This window comes from Methylomonas sp. LL1, from assembly GCF_015711015.1.
GTDB lineage: Bacteria > Pseudomonadota > Gammaproteobacteria > Methylococcales > Methylomonadaceae > Methylomonas.
On record NZ_CP064653.1, the window covers coordinates 4,337,658 to 4,358,005 of the forward strand.

General features: G+C 52.1%; 20 protein-coding genes. All 20 read left to right on the plus strand.

From position 1 onward, the window contains the following. The first annotated feature begins 129 nt into the window (after window positions 1–129). The 20 genes from IVG45_RS20360 (at window position 130) to IVG45_RS20455 (ending at window position 20,263) form a co-directional block, all read left to right on the plus strand. Window positions 130–2,889 carry an Hsp70 family protein gene (locus tag IVG45_RS20360; RefSeq protein ID WP_196435573.1) on the plus strand — a complete coding sequence of 920 codons (2,760 nt, stop codon included), beginning with the start codon at window positions 130–132 and terminating at the stop codon, window positions 2,887–2,889. 51 nt (window positions 2,890–2,940) lie between these two features. Next, entirely contained in the window at window positions 2,941–4,560 is a 1,620-nt protein-coding gene (locus IVG45_RS20365) for an SNF2-related protein (protein ID WP_196435574.1), read from the plus strand. Beyond that, window positions 4,466–5,881, plus strand: a complete 1,416-nt coding sequence (locus tag IVG45_RS20370) for a DEAD/DEAH box helicase (RefSeq protein WP_196435575.1) — start codon at window positions 4,466–4,468, stop codon at window positions 5,879–5,881. Before IVG45_RS20365 ends, IVG45_RS20370 begins: the two co-directional genes overlap by 95 nt. Before the next feature lie 279 nt (window positions 5,882–6,160). Then, complete coding sequence (locus tag IVG45_RS20375) at window positions 6,161–7,141, plus strand: NAD-dependent 4,6-dehydratase LegB (RefSeq protein WP_196435576.1); 981 nt, start codon at window positions 6,161–6,163, stop codon at window positions 7,139–7,141. Continuing rightward, a complete protein-coding gene (locus tag IVG45_RS20380) occupies window positions 7,134–8,306 on the plus strand; it encodes a LegC family aminotransferase (protein WP_196435577.1) in 1,173 nt (390 codons plus the stop codon). Before IVG45_RS20375 ends, IVG45_RS20380 begins: the two co-directional genes overlap by 8 nt. A 35-nt stretch (window positions 8,307–8,341) precedes the next feature. Beyond that, the gene (locus IVG45_RS20385) at window positions 8,342–9,037 is read left to right on the plus strand and encodes a class I SAM-dependent methyltransferase (RefSeq protein ID WP_196435578.1); all 696 of its coding nucleotides are present in this window, start codon (window positions 8,342–8,344) and stop codon (window positions 9,035–9,037) included. Then, entirely contained in the window at window positions 9,037–9,735 is a 699-nt protein-coding gene (locus tag IVG45_RS20390; protein WP_196435579.1) for a TylF/MycF/NovP-related O-methyltransferase, read from the plus strand. The genes IVG45_RS20385 and IVG45_RS20390 overlap by 1 nt, the downstream gene beginning before the upstream one ends. A gap of 8 nt (window positions 9,736–9,743) precedes the next feature. Then, the gene (locus tag IVG45_RS20395; protein ID WP_196435580.1) at window positions 9,744–10,649 is read left to right on the plus strand and encodes an ATP-grasp domain-containing protein; all 906 of its coding nucleotides are present in this window, start codon (window positions 9,744–9,746) and stop codon (window positions 10,647–10,649) included. Next, entirely contained in the window at window positions 10,621–11,268 is a 648-nt protein-coding gene (locus tag IVG45_RS20400) for an HAD family hydrolase (RefSeq protein ID WP_196435581.1), read from the plus strand. Before IVG45_RS20395 ends, IVG45_RS20400 begins: the two co-directional genes overlap by 29 nt. 12 nt (window positions 11,269–11,280) lie before the next feature. Then, window positions 11,281–12,441, plus strand: coding sequence for a UDP-N-acetylglucosamine 2-epimerase (gene neuC / locus IVG45_RS20405; protein WP_196435582.1), 1,161 nt, complete (start codon window positions 11,281–11,283; stop codon window positions 12,439–12,441). Next, entirely contained in the window at window positions 12,441–13,109 is a 669-nt protein-coding gene (locus tag IVG45_RS20410) for a PIG-L deacetylase family protein (protein WP_196435583.1), read from the plus strand. Before neuC ends, IVG45_RS20410 begins: the two co-directional genes overlap by 1 nt. 54 nt (window positions 13,110–13,163) lie before the next feature. Next, entirely contained in the window at window positions 13,164–13,862 is a 699-nt protein-coding gene (locus IVG45_RS20415; RefSeq protein ID WP_196435584.1) for an acylneuraminate cytidylyltransferase family protein, read from the plus strand. Next, the gene (gene neuB, locus IVG45_RS20420; RefSeq protein ID WP_196435585.1) at window positions 13,863–14,936 is read left to right on the plus strand and encodes an N-acetylneuraminate synthase; all 1,074 of its coding nucleotides are present in this window, start codon (window positions 13,863–13,865) and stop codon (window positions 14,934–14,936) included. Further along, window positions 14,933–15,571, plus strand: coding sequence for an acetyltransferase (locus IVG45_RS20425; RefSeq protein ID WP_196435586.1), 639 nt, complete (start codon window positions 14,933–14,935; stop codon window positions 15,569–15,571). The genes neuB and IVG45_RS20425 overlap by 4 nt, the downstream gene beginning before the upstream one ends. Before the next feature lie 10 nt (window positions 15,572–15,581). Then, window positions 15,582–16,634, plus strand: a complete 1,053-nt coding sequence (locus tag IVG45_RS20430; protein WP_196435587.1) for a nucleotidyltransferase family protein — start codon at window positions 15,582–15,584, stop codon at window positions 16,632–16,634. Between the two features lie 128 nt (window positions 16,635–16,762). Continuing rightward, a complete protein-coding gene (locus tag IVG45_RS20435) occupies window positions 16,763–17,611 on the plus strand; it encodes a flagellin N-terminal helical domain-containing protein (RefSeq protein ID WP_196435588.1) in 849 nt (282 codons plus the stop codon). Window positions 17,612–17,759: 148 nt separating this feature from the next. Beyond that, window positions 17,760–18,107 (plus strand): flagellar protein FlaG, encoded by a 348-nt coding sequence (locus IVG45_RS20440; RefSeq protein ID WP_196438106.1) that lies wholly within the window; start codon window positions 17,760–17,762, stop codon window positions 18,105–18,107. Between the two features lie 26 nt (window positions 18,108–18,133). Then, window positions 18,134–19,537, plus strand: a complete 1,404-nt coding sequence (gene fliD, locus IVG45_RS20445; protein WP_196435589.1) for a flagellar filament capping protein FliD — start codon at window positions 18,134–18,136, stop codon at window positions 19,535–19,537. A gap of 11 nt (window positions 19,538–19,548) precedes the next feature. Then, complete coding sequence (gene fliS / locus IVG45_RS20450) at window positions 19,549–19,935, plus strand: flagellar export chaperone FliS (protein ID WP_196435590.1); 387 nt, start codon at window positions 19,549–19,551, stop codon at window positions 19,933–19,935. Then, window positions 19,922–20,263 (plus strand): hypothetical protein, encoded by a 342-nt coding sequence (locus tag IVG45_RS20455; protein ID WP_196435591.1) that lies wholly within the window; start codon window positions 19,922–19,924, stop codon window positions 20,261–20,263. Before fliS ends, IVG45_RS20455 begins: the two co-directional genes overlap by 14 nt. Window positions 20,264–20,348: the final 85 nt, after the last annotated feature.

Consider the following 20,348-nt stretch of genomic DNA (forward strand, 5'->3'; position numbering starts at 1 on the left):
AAGGGGGACAAATTTTTCAACTTTCTAAAACTGTAAAATCTTTGATGGCGGTTTGTTAAGTTGCAATTCAGGCTAAAGACAGTGTTCAATGACGGGCACCGTGAGCGACCATTACATTTCAAATCTCCAGTGAACAAGCAAACCCTGCAATATTTAGTTGGCATCGACCTTGGCACCACCCACACCGTGGTAGCGTATGTCGCTATCCATGACCCTGATAAATTCATTCATCTATTCGAAATCCCACAGCTCACCGCGCTCGGCGCAGTGGCGGCTAGGCCGTTATTGCCCTCGGTGCGTTATCACCCCGCCGGCGGTGAACTCAGCGATGATGCCGGATTTTTAACCACGGAAGACGGGGCGATATTGGGCGAAGCCGCGCGTGTACTCGGCGCCAAAACGCAAGGCCGCTTGGTGACTAGCGCCAAGAGCTGGCTGTCGCATCCCTCGGTTGACCATGGTGCGGCGATCTTGCCGTGGGGTAGTGACGAGTCGGTATTCAAAGTCTCGCCCTTGGAAGCCAGTGCCAGTTATCTGCGCCATGTGCGTACGGTCTGGGAACAACGTTTCCCGGATGCGTTGTTAGGCAATCAAAATGTAGTGATTACGGTGCCGGCCTCGTTCGACGAGTCGGCGCGCTCGTTGACGCTGGAAGCGGCCAGAATGGCAGGGCTAAGCGATGTGCGCTTGCTGGAAGAACCGCAGGCGGTCTGTTACGACTGGCTGCGCCGGCATGCCGGCAGCATTGCGCCCAGTCTGGCCGGCAGCCGCTTGTTGCTGGTCTGCGATGTCGGCGGCGGTACCACCGATCTGACTCTGATCAAGATCGAACATGGCGACGGCGAGCCCAAGCTGACGCGGATCGGTGTCGGCGACCATTTGATGCTGGGTGGCGATAATATCGATCTGGCGTTGGCGCACTTGGTCGAAAGCAGGTTGCGAATCGGCGACAAGAAACTGTCAACCGCCGATCTGTCGCAATTGCTGGAACAATGCCGGATCGCTAAGGAACGCTTGTTGGCCGTCGATGCGCCCGAGCAAATCGCCGTGACCTTGCTGGGTGGCGGCTCCAAACTGATTGGCGCTAGCCGGGGCACGGTATTGACGCGTGAAGAAGTTAGACAAATTGCGCTGGATGGTTTTTTGCCGTTGTCGGGATTAGACGAGCTTCCCGATAAGAAACGTAGCGGAGTAGTGGAATTCGGCTTGCCATATGCGGCGGAACCCGCCATCAGCAAGCATATTGCCGCATTTTTGCAATTGCATGCCCAAGCGGCTAAAGCTGCCTTATCTGATGAGGATATTGTACCCGATGCCTTATTGCTGAATGGCGGGGTATTTCGCAGCCCGGCGATGGTACAGCGGGTTATCGATCTGCTGGCCAGCTGGCGCGGAGGGCAAACACCGTTGTTGCTGGATAACCGCCATCCCGAACTGGCGGTGGCTTATGGCGCGGTCAGCTACGCCGTCGCCCGAAAGGATAAAAAGCTCAAGATTGACGGCGGCGCGGCCCGCGGGTATTTTCTGCTGGTCGATACGCTCAAGAGCACAAGTAGTGGTGGTGCCGATCAAGCTCGGCGCGGCGTCTGCATCCTGCCAAAAGGTAGCGAGGAAGGGCATGAAATCTTATTGAGCGATCGCCAGTTTGGCTTACGGGTCGGTCAGCCGGTGCGGTTTCATTTATTGTCCAGCAGTGGCGACGGTAATTACCAGCCGGGCGACATCGTCGAGATTGACGACGAACGCTTTCATAGCCTGCCGCCGTTGGCCGTGGCCTTTGTGGGTCAGCAAAAAACCGAAGTGGCCGTGCAATTGCTGGCGACCTATACCGAAGTCGGCACCTTGCAGTTGCAATGTGTGGCGGTCGAAGACGCGGCTCAGCGTTGGGACGTGGAGTTTCAGATTCGCAAAAAGACATCGGCCACGGTTGGCGCCGACTTGCCGGCGCAGTTGCCGCAAGCGCTTGAAAAAATCCAAGCCGTGTTCGGCGCTAAATCCAAGCAGATCGATCCGCAAGCCGTCAAAACTCTGCGCGCCGATTTGGAAAAAACTTTGGGTACTCAGAGGGGCGACTGGCAAACACCGCTGCTGCGGGAATTGTTTGGTGCTCTGCTGGAAGGCGGCAAATACCGGCGCCGTAGCGAACAGCACGAACGCCTGTGGCTGAGTCTGTCCGGCTTTTGCTTGCGACCGGGTTTCGGTTATCCGTTGGATGATTGGCGGGTCGAGCAACTGTGGAAGTTCTATCCGGAAGGCTTGCAGTTCGTCAATGAAAAGCAGAACTGGACCGAATGGTGGACGCTGTGGCGCCGCGTCGCCGGCGGGCTACAGGCTGACGCGCAGCAACGCATTTTTAACGACATCGCCAAATTCATCAATCCGGCCGCGGCCCGGCAAGCCGGGGTAACCAAGCAACTGGCGATGCGCGGCTATGAAGACATCGTGCGATTGGCGGCGGGGCTGGAACGCTTGCCGATTGCCGACAAGACTCAACTCGGCGAATGGCTGTTGAAACGTCTGCAAAAAGCCGGCGAACCCGAGCAAAGCTGGTGGGCGTTGGGGCGTATCGGTGCAAGGATTCCATTTCACGGCAGCAATCACGACGTGATTCCTCCCGCTACGGCAGCCGTCTGGCTGCAACAGTTGCTTGAGGTCGACTGGAAAAAACAAGCGCAAGCCGGTTTTGCCGCTACATTGTTGGCGCGTCGTTGCGACGACCGTGCCCGCGACATTGATGACGATTTACGTTTGTGGGTATTGGATAAACTGAAACAAGCCAAGGCTCCGGCTTCCTGGCTAGAGATGGTCGCCGAGTTCAAACCGCTGGACGAAAGCCAGGAAAAACAAATATTCGGAGAGGCCTTGCCGCCGGGTTTGCGGTTGATTTAGGACTTGGTCGGAAACGAGTAAAATGCCGCCCATCTATTAACTCTACTCATCATGGACAACGACATTTACCTTTACGACACCGACCGTTTGCACGGCATCGCTTCGGATGAGTTGGTCAAGCAAGGCTTGAGTTATTTCACCGACAACCGGGTTATCGGGGTGGCACTGGAAAATGGCTCGGTGCTGGCACAAGTCGAGGATGAGAACGACGAGCAGTATTGGCTGGAATTGTCGGCGGAAAGCGATGGCGGTTTGGCCGTGGCTTGCGACTGCCATTTAGGATCGGATGTTTGTGTGCATGCCATCGCCGCGCTTTACGCCTATGCCGATCAGAACGCACCCATAGATACTACCGGTCTGGGTAGTGCGGTGGACGAGGCCATCCAGGAGCGAGTCAAGAAGGGCCGCAACGAGGTTAGGGTCAAACTGTTGAGCGGTAATCTCGGCTTTGGCACCTGGCAGGCGACGTCCTTGGTTTCGGCGACGCATTGGCAGCGTTCGTATCAAGTGCAAATCCGCTCGCTGGACCAAAGCGTCAATTATTGTACTTGCCCGGATCTGGCCAGCAATCGGCTGGGCACCTGTAAGCACATCGAGGCGGTTTTACATCATGTCAAAAAGCAGCCGGAATACAAGACGCTGAAGGATCAAGGTTCGCCGGTATCTTTCGTTTATCTGGCCTGGGAATCGGCCACCCGTCCGCTGATCCGTTTGCAGCGTCGAGCCGAACTGGCGGATGATCTGGCGGCGCTGCTGACCGAGTTTTTCAATGAGCACAATGTCTTCACCGGCCGCTTGCCCGAAGACTTTTTTCGCTTCTCGCAAATAGTCTACGGCCGAGAGGATTTTTTGTTGGGCGACGATGCCGTGCAATATGCTCAGCAATGCGCGGAAGATGCGGCGCGGGCTTTGCGCGGGCAGGAGATCAAACAGGCTATCAGGCAAAGCAACGGCGTGTTGCCGGGATTGAAGGTCAAGCTGTTTCCGTATCAGGTCGAAGGTGTGGCCTTTCTGGCTTCGCGCGGCCGCGCCTTGCTGGCCGATGACATGGGCTTGGGCAAGACACTGCAGGCCATCGCCGCCGGCACTTGGCTGGCCGACAACGCCGGCGTCAAACGTATCCTGATCGTCTGCCCGACCTCGCTTAAATATCAATGGGCACGGGAAATCGCCAAATTTACCGGTCGCGGTGTGCGGGTTTTGCAAGGTGGTCCCGAACAGCGCGGCGTGCAATACCGGGACGACGCGTTATTCTTCATCGTCAATTACGAGCTGGTGCTGCGCGATTTGAGCATCATTAGCGAAAACCTCAAGCCTGATTTGCTAATCCTCGACGAAGCTCAGCGGATCAAGAATTGGCGCACCAAGTTGTCGTCCACCGTCAAGCTGATTCCTGCCCGTTATGTGTTTGTGCTCAGCGGTACGCCGTTGGAAAACCGGCTGGAAGATTTGTATAGCCTGCTGCAACTGGTCGATGCCCGCGTGTTGGGACCGTTGTGGCGCCGTATTGCGCAGTACCCGCAGTCTGGTCTCCGATCAATTGCCGGACAGGACCGAGGTGACGCTGGATATTGCGATGGACGTCAAACAGCAAGAATTGCATGGATCGGCATTACAAGCAGCCGGTCTATTGGCGCAAATCGCCAAGCGCCGGCCGCTGATGCCCGGTGAGAGTAACCGGCTTCTGGCTGCGCTTCAGGAGGCGCGCATGGCATGCAATGCCGCCGGTTTAGTGGACAAGGAAACTCAAGGCTCGCCCAAGCTGGAAGAATTGGCGCGGCTGTTGGACGAGCTTTGTTTGCAAAGCAACCGCAAAGCCGTGGTGTTTTCGCAATGGGCGATGATGACCGAAATGGTGGAGGTGCTGGTGCGCGGCATGGGCTTGGGTTGCGTGCGCCTGCACGGTGGCGTGCCTAGTCATAGGCGCGGTGAATTGATGGAGCAATTTCAAACCGACGATGCCGTGCAAGTATTCATTTCCACCGATGCCAGCGGCACCGGCTTGAATCTGCAATCGGCCACGGTTTTAGTCAATCTGGACATGCCCTGGAATCCGGCTATCCTGAATCAACGCATCGCTCGCATTCACCGGCTGGGACAGAAACATAAGGTACAGATATTTCTGCTGCTGGCCGAGGATTCCTACGAGCAGCGCGTTGCCCAATTGGTGAAAGGTAAACGCGATTTGTTCGATAACGTCATCGATCCGGCCGCGTCTGAGGATACGGTGGGTGTATCGAAGAAAATGCTGGAGACTTTGATCGATGACTTGGCGGGTAAGCCCGCCGAGGATGCGGCAAAGGTCGAAACCTCGACAACGCCGGAGCCGAAGATGCAGGAGTCTGCCGGCGAAAGGCCTGCCGCCAAACCTGCCGCGACGGTGGACTATGAAGACGATGAATCAGTGCGGCGGATTGTGAGTGGCATTCAAAGCGAATTTGGCCCACGGATAGAACGGGTGCTGGCCAAGGCCGGCGGTTTGCTGGTGGTGGTGGAGCAGTGGCGGGACAGCGATGAACAAACGGCCCAGAAATTATCCGCCGACGATTTACCGGTGGCGGTGATCGATGGCCGCACCTGGCGTAGCCTGAAACGCTTGGGGAGTGCCTCGCCGCTGGCTGAAACTCGCACCCTGTTTGAAGCGGCAGAATCCGAACAGCCTCAACAAAACCCCTTGCATGAGCAGGCCGTGCAAAAACTGCGTTCGGCCGAAGTGTTGCTGGAACAACAATGCACCGTCGGCGTGATGGATTTATTGGCGTCGGCGTTGTTGTTGAAGCTGGCGGCCTTGAATGGGCAAACGCAAGCTCCGGCCGTTACGGAAGCCGCTGCATGGCTTTATACCGACATCGTGCCGCGCGGTATTTTGACCGGCGAACAGGCGGCGCAGGTGGTGCAAGTCGTGTCTTTGAGTTTGAGTAGCGCGTTACCCGACGTGTTGATACGGCAAGCCGAGAGCGATGTGCGGCAATTATTTGCGGCTTGGTCCTGATCGGCTATGCCGGCTTTTATACCGGCCAAGCAGCATGAGTGACGGCTAACGAGATTATCCTGCCATCGAATATTCACGGCGTCGAGAGATTGGTTTTCGAGTTCGCCGTGGATAAGGTGAGGACTTGGTGCACCATTGTCCGGTATCTGTGAACGATCGAGTACTCGTTGGGGCACAAATCGTTTTATCCGCGTAAAACCAGTGTCATTGGTGATCAAAGTTTAGGTGCCGGGAAGATTGGGCGATGGCTGAGGTTTTAATTAAACAGGGCTTGGTGTAATGAAAAAGGTTTTGGTGACAGGGGCCGACGGTTTTATCGGTTCACATTTGACGGAGATGCTGGCTGGCAGTGGATTGCAAGTCAGGGCTTTGGCACAATACAACTCATTCAACAGTTGGGGGTGGCTGGATCATGTGAACTGTAAGAACGATATCGAAGTGGTGTGCGGCGATGTGCGTGACCCGCATTTTTGCAAATCTATCTGCAACGGTGTCGACACGGTGTTTCATCTGGCCGCGCTGATTGCCATTCCGTATTCGTATCAGGCGCCGGACAGCTATGTCGATACCAATATTCGCGGTACTCTGAACATTTGCCAGGCTGCCCGCGACAGGGGCGTTCAAAGAGTGATTCATACCTCGACCAGCGAAGTTTATGGCTCCGCGCAATATGTACCGATCGACGAAAAACACCCATTACAACCTCAGTCACCATATAGCGCATCAAAAATAGCTGCCGATGCAATGGCTATGAGTTTCCATAACGCCTTCGACTTACCTTTGACCATTGCCCGTCCGTTCAATACCTACGGTCCCCGGCAATCGGCGCGCGCGGTGATCCCGACCATCATTACTCAGATAGCCAACGGCAAAAAGCAGATTCAGCTCGGTGATGTATCGCCGACCCGCGATTTCAATTATGTCGAGGATACCTGCTGCGGATTCATCGCCTTGGCCGAATCCGACAAAACCATAGGCGAGACCGTCAACGTAGGTTCGAATTTCGAAATTTCGGTTGGCGATACCTTGAATTTGATCAAAAACATCATGGCTAGCGATGTCGAATTCTTGGTCGACGAACAGCGATTGCGCCCGGAGAAGTCGGAAGTGAACCGTTTGTGGTGCGATAACGGCAAGATCAAACAACTGACCGGTTTTGCGCCACAAGTGAGCTTGGAAAACGGTCTGCGCCGCACCGTGGACTGGTTTTGCGATCCCGATAACCTGAAAAAATACAAAGCGGATATTTACAATGTTTGATGGGTTCATTGGCTTGGTTAGGGATATTTATAAGACCGAAGCGTTCATTCCATTGCATGAGCCGCGTTTTGTCGGCAACGAAAAACAGTATTTGTCGAATGTGATCAACAGCACCTTCGTTTCCAGCGTTGGACCTTACGTCGCGGAATTCGAGCATAAAATCGCCGACTATTGCGGCGCCAAACACGCCATCGCCACCGTTAACGGCACAGCAGCTCTGCATGTCGCTTTACTATTAGCTGGTGTCAAGGCAGGCGAAGAGGTGATTACTCAAGCGCTAACCTTTGTCGCCACTTGCAATGCGATTCATTATTGCGGTGCCGAACCTGTGTTTGTCGATGTCGATGGTTCAACGCTGGGTTTGTCGCCGCAAGCATTGGCGAATTTCCTGGATGAATTTGGCGAGCGCCGTGACGACGGCCTCTGGAACAGGCTTAGCGGCAAACGCATTGCAGCTGTTTTGCCTATGCATACCTTCGGGCACCCCTGCGATATGAAGGGTTTGATGGCGGTTTGCCAACACCATGGTTTGCCGTTGGTGGAAGACGCCGCCGAGGCCTTGGGGAGCCTATGTACTCTTTCTCCTGACGACGCGGGGGAGGAAAATGTAACCAAGCATTGCGGCACTTTCGGCAAGCTCGGCGTCCTCAGCTTCAACGGCAACAAGATCATCACCACTGGTGGCGGCGGCATGATCTTGACCGATGATGCCGAATTGGCGCGGCAGGCCAAGCATCTGACCACGACCGCCAAGTTGGCTCATGCCTGGCGCTTTGCCCATGACCAAGTTGGATTCAATTATCGAATGCCGAATCTGAACGCGGCGTTGGGATTGGCGCAATTGGAACAGCTGCCAGCCTTTGTCGAACGCAAGCGCGCACTGGCCGATCGTTATTTGGGCTGGGCGGAGGCCAACGGCGTCCAAATGATCAAAGAACCAAACGGTGCGCAAGCCAATTACTGGCTCAACACCTTATTGCTGGATGACGCCTTGCAGCGCGACGCCTTCCTGGAGTTTAGCAACGCTCAGGGCGTGATGACCAGGCCTCTCTGGGAACTGATGCCGGATTTGCCTATGTACCGAAATTGTCGGACAGACGGCTTGAGGCAATCGCGGTGGCTGGCCGACAGGCTGGTGAATATTCCCAGCAGCGTGGTATTCTGAGCCAAATTTGTTGCTGACAAGACCTGGGAGACGGGATGGAAAACCAGAAAGCCGAGTGGGAGCGCTCTTATCAAAACCGAGATAATTTCGTGTTTTATCCGCATGAGGAGGTGATTCGCTTTGTTTCTCGGCATATACGCAAGCGAACCGGGTTGGATGAGTTTCGTGATGTTGCAGCCGAGCCTGGAAAATGCAATATCCTGGATTTGGGCTGCGGTATTGGCCGCCATGTGATTTATTGTCATGAAATGGGCTTGAATGCCTATGGCGTCGATTTATCGGATGAAGCCGTGAAAGTGGCCGTTGACTGGGCCGGCAGCAAAGGACTGGCAGACGCCGAGCAAAAAATTCTGCAAAGCGATATTCGTACACTGCCGTGGCAGGACGGCTTTTTCAATTTCGTCGTCAGCCACGGCGTGCTGGACAGCATGGCGTTTGAAATTGCCCGAGCGGCTTGCGTCGAGCTTGCCAGAGTCATGGCGGATGGCGGATTGTTTTACTGCGATCTGGTTTCCGGCGACGATTCAAAGCATGCCCGCGAATATTCTGGCGAGGAAGTCGTCGATACCCGGCATGAGCAAGGCACGATACAGTCTTATTTTAATCTCGCCAAAATTGAACGGTTAATAGATGGGCTGTTCGAGATAGTCGAATGCGTGTTGATTCGCCGCGAAGAGGTCGTTACAGGCGGATACATTTCGCGCTACCACCTTGTGCTCAGGAGAGCTTGATGCAGTCGTTGATAGAAAAATACCCCGGGCCCATCAACTCGAAACTGGATAATTTCGAAAAATATGTCAGACGCCAGGTCATTTCAAGATTTCTGGTCAGGTACGAGTTGTTCCAGATGCAGCTTGGCATCAAGGGCAGCATCATCGAATGCGGTGTTCATCACGGCGGTGGTTTGATGGCATGGGCCAAGCTTTCGGCAGCGCTCGAGCCGTTTGCGCTGGATAGGCGCATCTTCGGTTTCGATACCTTCGAAGGATTTCCATCGGTAAACGACAAGGATATTGGTCAAGCGGCCAACGCACAAACCAAAGTCGGTGGGCTCGCCACTGGTTACGATGTCTATGCCGAATTGCAGGAGCTGATCGGCGAGTACGATGACAATCGGGTGCTCAATCAATTCGAAAAGGTGTTCTTGGTTAAGGGAAACGCCATGGAAACCATTCCTGCGTTTATGGAGCAAAATCCCTACCTTCTGATTAGTCTGCTGTTTCTGGATTTCGATCTTTACGAGCCGACCAAGGTGGCATTGCAGCACTTTCTACCGCGCATGCCTAAAGGCTCTATCCTGGCATTCGATGAAATCAACAATCCCTGGTGGCCAGGCGAAACCACGGCCATGCTGGAATTGCTCGACATCAGACAAAAAGAAATTCGGCGCTTCTCGTTCGACCCGAATATTGCTTATATCGTCATTTAGGAAGCTCGATGCGCAGGAGAATTCTTACCGAGGCATCGGGTAGTCTGGTCAGCGGCTATCTGATCAATGCCATCAAAGATGCCGGTCATATCGCCGTCGCTTCAGATATTGACGATCAGTGCGTCGGACGCTATTTGGCTGACGATTTTGTGCAGATGCCTTCGAAGCACGATCCGGATTTGTGGCCGAAAGTCGCGGCTATTCTTACCGAACATCGTATCGATGTCGTCATTCCATCGCTGGACGAAACGCTGTTGGGCTGGGCAAAGAACAAACCTCAGTTTGCCGAGCGAGGTGTTGAAGTCATCATCTCTGATCCGCCGGTGATCGAAACCTTTGTCGACAAGTGGTTGGCTTACCGGTTTTTTGTCGACAACGGCATTCCCACGCCGGCAACCAGTCTCAGTCAGGATTATCCTTTGGTCAAACCCCGTAACGGTAGAGGCGGGCAGGGTGTCGGCGTGGTTCATGAGCGGATCGACATGGCGGGTATGTTGTCTCAGGCGTTGCTGGAAGGCGAGGAATATACGGTCGATGTATTGTGTGACAAGGCATCGCGGCCTTTGTATATCGTGCCTCGCCGGCGCATCGGCGTGAAGGACGGCAAATCGACTCAAGGCGTCGTCGTCCGCCACGAAAAAATCATTGAGGTCGTCGGCGCGTTATGTAAGGCCGCCCAATTTATCGGTCCCATCAATGTCCAGTGCTTTTGCTGTAACGACGGTACGGTGAAAGTCGTTGAAGTCAATCCGCGCATCGCGGGCGGTATGGCCTTGGGGTTTGCGGCCACGGAAAACTGGATCTCGGTTTTATGCGATAAGTTGACGGACGGTCAAGTTTACCAAACCAAGCCGATCAAATATGGGCTTAGGATGATGCGCTATTATGCTGAAGTCTTTGTATCCGACTGTTGATTGGCAGGATGTGAAGGCCGTCGGCTTTGATCTCGACGGCACGCTTTACGACGAATTCGATTTTATTTCCCAGGTGTACGGGCCGATCGCGGACAAAATTGCGGCTGCGGCCGGCTCGGATTACTCGTATATGTATAACGTGTTGCTCAGAAGTTGGCTCGAGAAAGGTAGTTCCTACAACCGGATTTTTTCGGACGTGTTATCTGCTGCAAAGGTAGAGCAGGAAACAGCGGATCGCGTTGTCGGCGACTGTCTTGGCGTGTTCAGAGCTTTTCAGCCGGCTTTAAAGTTGAGTGCCCGCGTCGCTGCGTTGCTGGCGTTTTTCGCTGAGCGCTATCCGTTGTTTTTGGTTAGCGATGGTTCTTGTGAGCTTCAGCGCGCTAAAATCGAAGCGCTCGGCTTGAATCGATGGTTTCGCCCGGAAAATGTCGTGATTTCGGGGTGTTTGGCCAGCCGAGTCGAGAAGCCGTCCACCGTTGCCTTGGATAGCATCGCGATTTTCAACGACGGCTTCGATCCGGGCACCGTGGTTTTTTTCGGTGACCGGGCCGTCGACCGATTGTTTGCCGAGGCGGCGGGATTTAGGTTCGTCGGCGTTAAAAATATGTGGGCTGTTTGAGGTTGGATGTGAATGGATAAAAGGATAGTGCTGGGTGTTACAGGCATTCGTTCCGAATACGATATTATGTCTTCGGTGTTTAGCGCCATAGCTGAGCACCCCTCGCTGGCGCTGGAAGTTGCGGTGACCGGCGCCCATCTGGCCGATGCCTACGGTTATACCGTGGACGAAATTCGTAAGGACGGCTTTAAGGTCGCTGACGAAATCGAGAGTCTGGTTAACGGCGATAGGGCGTCATCGCGAGTCAAGGGCTTGGCCTTTCAGTTGCAGGGTTTGGTGCAAACGGTATGCAGAATCAAACCGGACTTTCTGTTGGTTTTGGGTGACCGCGAAGAGGCCATGTCGACTGCCCTGGTGGGCGCGTATATGAATGTGCCGGTGGCGCATATTGCCGGCGGTGACCGGGTCATAGGCAACGTCGATGATCAAGTGCGGCACGCCGTCACCAAGCTGGCGCATCTTCATTTCGTAACCAATCAGGAAAGTTACCAGCGGATTATTCGTCTCGGTGAACAGCCGTTTCGGGTGTATGACACCGGCAATCCGGGGCTCGATCGATTGCTCGAGGTGCCGGTTTTGAATGCTGAACAACTGTCGTCGCGCTTGGGATTTGTGCTCGAGGATGGCGAGCCGCTGATTTTGTTGATACAGCATGTCATTTCCACCGAAATCGAACAAGCGTATTGGCAAATGCGGCAAACCTTGGAAGCCGTCAAGGCCTTGGGTATCAAAACCATCTTGAGTTATCCCAACTCCGACGCCGGCGGCCAGCAGATCATCAAGGCGATCCGGGAATACCAAGACCTGCCCTGTCTTCATACGGTGAAAAACATGCCTAGGCTGGAATTCGTAAACGTCATGCGCAGAGCAGGCTGCATGCTCGGCAATTCCAGCGCCGGCATTCTGGAAGCGCCCTTGTTGAAGCTCCCTGTCATTAATGTCGGCAACAGGCAAAAAGGCCGTTTGCATGCCGAAAATGTCGAATTCGTGGCGCACGATGTAGATGCAATCGTTGCTGCGGTTAATCGGGCCTTTTTTGATGCCGATTATCGAAAACAAGTCGAGCGCTGCAGCAATCCCTACGGCGACGGACATTCCGCCCGGCGGATTGCCGATATTTTGGCGACAGTGCCTATCGATCAGGCCTTGCTGATCAAGGATATAACCTACTGATGAAACACGTGATAGTCGTAGCGCCGCATCCCGACGACGAAACTTTGGGCTGCGGTGGAACCTTGCTCAAGCATAGGCAGGCTGGAGATCAAATTCACTGGTTGCTGCTGACCGCGATGACGCCGGAGCGGGGCTTTACCGAGCAGAGGATTTCGGCGAGAGAGGCGGAAATTGCCGAAGTGTCGCGTCGTTATGGTTTTGCGTCCGTCAATGCGCTCGGTTTTCCTACCGCTCGGCTGGATGCCATCGCCAAGGGCGACCTGATTGCCGAAATCGCAGGCGTATTCCAGACTGTGAAGCCGGAGGTCGTTTATTTGCCGTTTAGAGGCGACGTACATTCCGATCATGCCGTCGCCGCGGATGCGGTGATGTCGTGTTGCAAGTGGTTCCGCAACGCATCGGTCAAGCGCATTCTGGCTTACGAAACCTTATCGGAAACAGAATTCGGCATCAGCCCGGATACGCAGGGTTTTCGGCCTAATGTGTTTGTAGACATCGGCGCTTATCTGGAGCAAAAGCTTGATATGCTGCATATATTTGACGGAGAACTGGGTGAATTTCCGTTTCCGAGAAGTGATGATGCGGTATGTGCGTTGGCTAGGTTCAGAGGCGCGGCCTCCGGTTGTCAGGCAGCGGAAGCTTTTATGTTGTTAAGGGAAATCATCTAACCGCTTTATTGTTGCCGGCTTGGTCGGCCCCAACTAAAAATGTAATAACACAGCATGAAAATCATCGCATTCATACCGGCTCGTAAAGGAAGCAAGCGGCTGGCGGATAAAAATATCAAGCCGCTTGCCGGCAAACCCTTGATTGCCTGGACGATTGAGGCGGCATTGGCGGCTGGGTCGAATATGGATGTGATTGTGTCTACCGATTCCCCTGAAATCGAGGGCATAGCCAAAGCTTACGGCGCCGAAGTGCCTTTCTTGAGACCCGAGAGTCTGGCGGGCGACAATATCCCTACCTTCGATGCTTTGGAATATACCTTGGACCGTTTGAAGAAAGCCGGCAGAGAGTACGATACGGCCGTGTTGTTGCAACCAACCTCTCCGCTACGCAAGGCAAACCATATAGCCGAGGCGTTGAAGCTGCTGGAGCAACCGGATGTGCGCTCGGTAGTATCGGTGTCGGAGTTTGAGCATCCGGTCGAATGGACGATGCCTTTGCCGGAAAATCGCCGACTGGATAGCTATATTTCGGAGCATGAACAAGTCCTAAGGACCCGGAGTCAGGATTTGCCCAAACGCTATCGATTGAATGGCGCCGTTTATTGCGCCAGAACCGCCGATATTTTGCAATACAAGAGCTTTTATATGCCGCAAGGGACCTGTGCCTATATCATGGATAAGGTGTTTGCGACCGATATCGACGATTTGTTCGATTTTGAATATGCGGAATTTTTAATTAGCAAGGGTAAATGAATGGACAGGCGCATTTTTGTGATTGCCGAGGCCGGCGTTAATCATAATGGTAGTCTGGAAACGGCGATGCAATTGGTCGATGTGGCTGCAGCAGCCGGAGCCGATGCGGTGAAGTTTCAGACCTTTAAGGCCGAGAATCTGGTGACTCGAAAAGCGGTAAAGGCTGCCTATCAAATCGTCAATACCGGCGGCGAAGAAAGTCAGCTGGCCATGCTGCAACGCCTGGAACTCAAGCACGAATTTCACTTTCGGCTGCGGGACTATTGCCAAAGCCGCAACATCCAATTCTTATCGACCGCTTTCGACTTCGACAGCCTTGGGTTTTTAGTCGAAGAGGTTGGTGTCGAGCAACTCAAAGTCCCCTCGGGAGAAATTATTAATGGCCCCTTTTTACTGGCCCATGCCCAAACCGGTAAAAAACTCATCGTTTCCACTGGGATGGCAACCTTGGGGGAAGTGGAGGCGGCGCTGGGGGTATTGGCATTCGGTTACTTGGATTGGGAGCAACCGTCACCGGCGGCCTTTCAGCGGGCTTACAGTTGCGAACAAGGCCAAGCCTTGCTAAAACAGAAAGTGACTTTGCTGCATTGCACCACCGAGTATCCGACGCCGATGGCACATGTCAATTTGCGCTCCATGGATGGTTTGCAGCATGCATTCGGTTTGCCGGTTGGTTATTCCGATCATACCGAAGGCTTGGCGGTGCCGATAGCCGCAGCCGCTCGCGGAGCGACTGTCATCGAAAAACATTTTACCTTGGATAAAAAACAACCAGGCCCGGATCACAAGGTATCCTTGGAGCCGGATGAACTGATGCAGATGGTGACGGCGATTCGAGACGTCGAGCAGGCGCTGGGCTCGCCTTGTAAAAGGCCGCAGACTGTTGAGCTGGAAAACCGCGATGTTGCCCGCAAAAGTTTGGTGGCTGCTACGGCTATTGCCGCAGGCGAATGTTTCAGTGTCGAAAACTTGGCAAGCAAGCGGCCTGGAACCGGACTTAGTCCGATGGAATATTGGCGCTTGTTGGGGCAAACCAGTCATCGCGCTTATCAGTCGGATGATTTGATCGAATGAAACCGGTTATTTTATTGGGTAGCGGTGGGCACGCACGAGTGTTACTCGACATGCTGCGGCGCTTGAATGTTAAAGTGCTGGGTATTGCCGATCCGCATCGCCCGATTGGTAGCGATTATTTGGGGGCGAGAATACTGGGTGATGATGCCGCAATATTGAGTTATGTGGCCGATCAAATTGAACTGGTGAATGGAATAGGCTCCTTGCCGAGAGATGTTGGTTTGCGTTCGGCCCTGTTTCGGCAATTCCGGCAGCAGGGGTTTCGCTTCAGAACTTTGATCGATCCCAAGGCGTTTACGGCCGCCGATGTCGAACTGGCGGAGGGTGTACAGGCGATGGTCGGTACCATTATACAGGCAGGCGCAAAAATTGCCGAGAACAGCATAGTCAACAGCGGCGCGATTGTCGAGCACGATTGCAGTATCGGTAGGCATGTGCATATTGCTCCTGGCGTGGTACTCAGCGGTGGCGTCGAGGTTGGCGATAACGTCCACATCGGCACCGGTGCAATGGTCATTCAAGGTATTCGAATAGGCGAGGGGAGTGTGATCGGTGCTGGCAGTATAGTAACCAGCGACGTTGCTTGTCGCCAGATCGTCTACCCGGCGCGTTCGCATCGGCGGGATTTGGAATAGGATTATATAGATGAAACAGCATTGGCGGCAGGTATTGATTCGGACGGAAACGACATTGCGTTCGACGATAGAGGTGATAGACCGTGCGGCTTTGCAAATCGCGTTGGTAGTAGATGAGCAGGAAAGACTGGTCGGGGTTGTTACCGACGGCGATATTCGGCGAGCCTTGATTCGCGGTTTGTCGTTGGAAACTGCTGTTGGCGAAGTGATGAACAAGCGACCTAAGGTCGCCTCATTACGAGATAGTAAGGCCCAATTAATTGCGATGATGGAAGGGCATCATCTATACCAATTACCGGTCATCGACGACCAGGGTCGGGTAGCACGATTGGAGTCCTTGCAGGCCTTGTACAAACAGCCATCGTTTCCCAATCCCGTGTTCCTGATGGCGGGTGGTTTCGGCAAGCGTCTGAGACCTTATACCGACGAATGCCCGAAACCACTGTTGGAGATCGGAGGCAAGCCGATTTTAGAGACTATTATCGAGAACTTCGTCAAGTCCGGTTTCCGGCGGTTTTATATCGCCGTACATTATCGTGCCGAGCAAATTAAGGATTACTTTGGTGATGGCGGGCGCTGGGGCGTCAAGATTGATTATATTGACGAAGTTGAGCCAATGGGCACAGCTGGCGCTATCGGTTTGTTACCAGATTATTTGCCGGACGTGCCTGTGATCGTGATGAACGGCGATATTTTGACTCAAATCGATTTTGCTCGGTTGCTGGCTTATCATAACGAGCAACAAGCTATCGCGACGCTGTGTGTGCGGCAATATGAGTATCAAATTCCCTACGGTGTGGTGAACCTGGACCAGCAGAGGGTAATCGGTATCGAAGAAAAACCGTTACAAAGTTGTCTGGCTAGCGCTGGAATCTATGTGCTGGATCATAGCCTGATCAAGGTCATTGCCGAGCAGAAACAGTTGGATATGCCGACACTGTTAAATCAGCAAGTCTCCCGGGGTGAGCAGGTGGCGATGTTTCCGATATACGATTATTGGTTGGACATTGGTCGAGAAGCCGACTTTTTGCGGGCTCAGGGAGAATTCACCAAATATTTTTGAGCAAGGGTTAAAGTAATCCAAGCCTGGGCCGATAAAATCAACGAGTTTGAAATAAACCTTTTACTTAATTCAACAAAACTAAAAATTACTGAGGCGCTGAAGGCACCCAGAATTTGGAGGATAACATCATGGCAATGGTAATCAATACAAACGTCGCATCGTTGAATAGTCAACGGATGCTGACCAAAACAAACACATCGCTGAGTACATCAATGGAGCGTTTGTCATCCGGTTTACGCGTGAATTCCGCGAAAGATGATGCAGCGGGCCTGTCGATTGCCGATAAAATGACTTCGCAGATTCGTGGTATGACCGTAGCGATGCGAAACGCCAATGACGGTATTTCGATGGCGCAAACGGCCGAGTCCGCAATGGGATCGATCACTGAGACGTTGCAGCGTATGCGTGATCTTGGGGTTCAAGCTGCTAATACAGGTGCGGTATCTACAGGGGATCGGCAAAAATTGCAGACCGAATTCAAACAGCTCAGTGAGGAGATTGGAAGAATAATTAGCAATACCGAGTTTAACGGTAAAAAAATCCTGAACGGCAGTCTGACTGGAGCGATGTTTCAAGTAGGGGCCGGAACTTCAGCTAATAATCAAATATCGATTACTGTTTCAGATTTGGAAACAGTTTCAGGGATTGGTTCTCTTGGTTCCGCTCAAGTATCTATAGGTAGTGATGCTACGTCAGCGCAGATATTGGCCGCTGTCGATACTATAGATCTTGCAATTGGTAAAATTGATGACTTTCGTGCTAAATTGGGCGCCGTACAAAATCGTTTTACTACTACCATCGGTAATTTGCAGTCTTCTATCGAAAATCAAAGTGCTGCGCGTTCACGCATCATGGATGCTGACTTTGCAGTTGAAACTTCTAACTTGAGTAGGTCACAAATTCTGCAACAAGCGGGTACAGCGATGTTGGCACAGGCTAATCAGTCCGCCCAAGGCGTGCTTAGTTTGCTCGGGTAGTATTGATGGGAGGTTACGGAATCCATAGCCTCCCTTTTATTTGATTTGGATGGTGCAGGGTGAGTGTCATGAATAGCGAGATTCCCAATCTGTTGAAACTATCTCCGATTAGTGTTGCCAAACCCAGCCATCAGGCTTTAGTACCGCAATCTTCGGGGGGGGCGAGGAGGCTGGCGGGCTAGTAGTATCTTTTGTTTCTTCGCCTCAAGACAATAAGCCAGTTTCTACTGTTAATCAAAATGAAAAAAGTGAGCAGGAGACTTCTCCCGAGTTGGTCAAGGAGGCTGTTGATCAAGGAAATAGTTTGCTGCAAATGGCCAAGCGAAATTTGCAGTTTAAAGTCGACGAAGAAACTAATGAGCAGGTAGTTAAGATTGTCGATAGCGATAGCGGCGAAGTGGTGCGGCAAATACCAACGGAAGAAATGTTGGCGTTTATTAGGCGCATGCAAGAATTGGAGGGGTTACAGGGATCTGTACTTCAGGACCGTGCATGAGCTGTTGATTTGATGAGGAGTGTGTCATGGGGATTGTATCTTCAGTAGGCTTGGGCAGTGGAATCGACATTCAAACCCTTGTTTCCCAGTTGTCGAAAGCCGAATCACAACCAGCCTTAAATGCTATTAGTCGCCAAAAGACCATCGCCGACACCCGGCTCAGTGGATTGGGAACGTTGAAGAGTGCGTTGTCTGATTTTCAAAAGGCAGTAGCCAAGTTGAAAGACAGTAGTTTATTCAAAACGCATAAATCCAGTTCTTCCGATGAATCCATTTTAAAAGTCACTGCAGGTACTGGTTCGGTATCTGGATCTTACACCATAGAAGTCTCTCAGCTGGCCAAGGCGCAAAAATCAATCGCAAGCTCGGAATTTACTAATGCTTCGGCTTTGGTGGGAGCTGGTACCGTAACCATCGAAACCGCATCAGCATCGTTTCAAGTAACAACTGACGGCTCCACGACTTTAACTGGTTTGAGGGATGCCATCAACACCGCTTCAGATAACAGTTTAGTTACTGCCAGTATCATAAATGTCGATAATGGAGCCGGTACTGGTACCATTTCCAAACTGGTGTTGACAGCCAAAAATACGGGTACTGAAAATGCATTCGCAGTCTCAGTAAACGATGATGACGGTAATGATTCTGATACATTAGGATTGTCTAGGTTTGCTTCGGTTAATTTTGATGCGTTATCTCAGGTGGATGCAAGCGATGCCAAGATAAAAGTCGATGGTCAAATAGCAACTCGAAGCAGTAATACCATAACCGATATTATGCCAGGGGTTACGCTTAATTTGAGCAAAGTAACTGCGGCAGATCAGACTATCAATGTGGAGATCAGTCTTGATAACGACGCGATCAATACTGTTGTTAATGAATTTGTCACGGCCTATAACAAATTAAGTTCTACGACTCAGAGCCTAGGGAAATATGGAGGTTCTACAGACGGTAGCGGTTCTGGCAATGGCCCCTTGATCGGCAATTCAACTTTACGTTACATAAGTAGTCAACTGCGTCAGACCGCCATGAATACTGTGTCATCGGTGGTAGGTAGCTATAATTCGCTGGCGATGATGGGTATCTCTATCAAGGATGGTTCCATGTCCCTGGATAGCTCGAAACTCAATGAAGTATTAAGCCTTGATTTGCAGGCAGTCAGTGATGTTTTTACATCTACCGAAGGGGTGGCGACCCGGTTGCATGAGCGTTTGAGCTATTTTTTGCAGTCGGGTGGCCCTTTAGATAGCCAGCAAAACTCACTGAAGAAGCAATTATCTGCTTTGGATAGTCGGAAACTTGACGTCGAACGACGGCAAAGTAGTGTTGAGGCGATGTTGTTGAAACAGTTTACTGCGATGGATATTTCAGTTGGCACTTTTAATTCGACAGGTACTTTTTTAAGCAATTGGATCAATAATCTAAATTAAGAGAAATTTTCATGTATGCCACCACATATAAGAAGGGCGCCAGTCAATATGCCAGTGTGCATAATGTTGGCGGAGTAGGTGATGATTCTCCTCATCGTTTGATACAAATGTTAATGGAAGGTTTTTTGGCGAGAGTCAATTCGGCAAAAGGGGCAATCATTCATGGAGATATGGAAACCAAAAGTCTCTATATATCGAAGGCAATTGGCATCATAGGCGGTCTTGACGAAGCCTTGAATGTTGAGCAAGGTGGGGAATTGGCTGTTAACTTACGGCAGTTATATGTTTATATCAATAATTGTTTATTACAAGCCAGTCATGAAAATAGTGTCGAAAAATTGGATGAAGTAGCGGGTTTAATGAAAGACATTAAGGAAGCATGGGATGCTATCGGCTGATGATTTGGATTTTATTGATGGGGATTGGATAGAGCAGCAAAAAAATGCTCTGCATACTTACTCCGAGAAAATTGAGTCTTGTATCATTTCTTCTGAATGGGAAACTTTAGCGATGGTTCTGGAGTCACGCTATGCCTTCATTCGGCAATTATTCTCTTCCGAGCTTAGTGGGCAGAGACGGGCAGTTCTTAAGCCGCTCGCCGACGCTGTATTAGAGCAAGATGCGCTGTTTCAGGCCAGAGTCGAAGAGCAAAAACAGATTGCTGTCCAGCAGCAAATGACCATCAGACGGGCGCGCCTGGCTGTCAATGCCTATAATAATCAATAGTGGTTTTTCTTGAAGTTGCCCCATATTGTAGGCAACTCTTCTCGTTCATCGGTAGTGTCGATTTCCTTTAGAAATCTCATTCTGA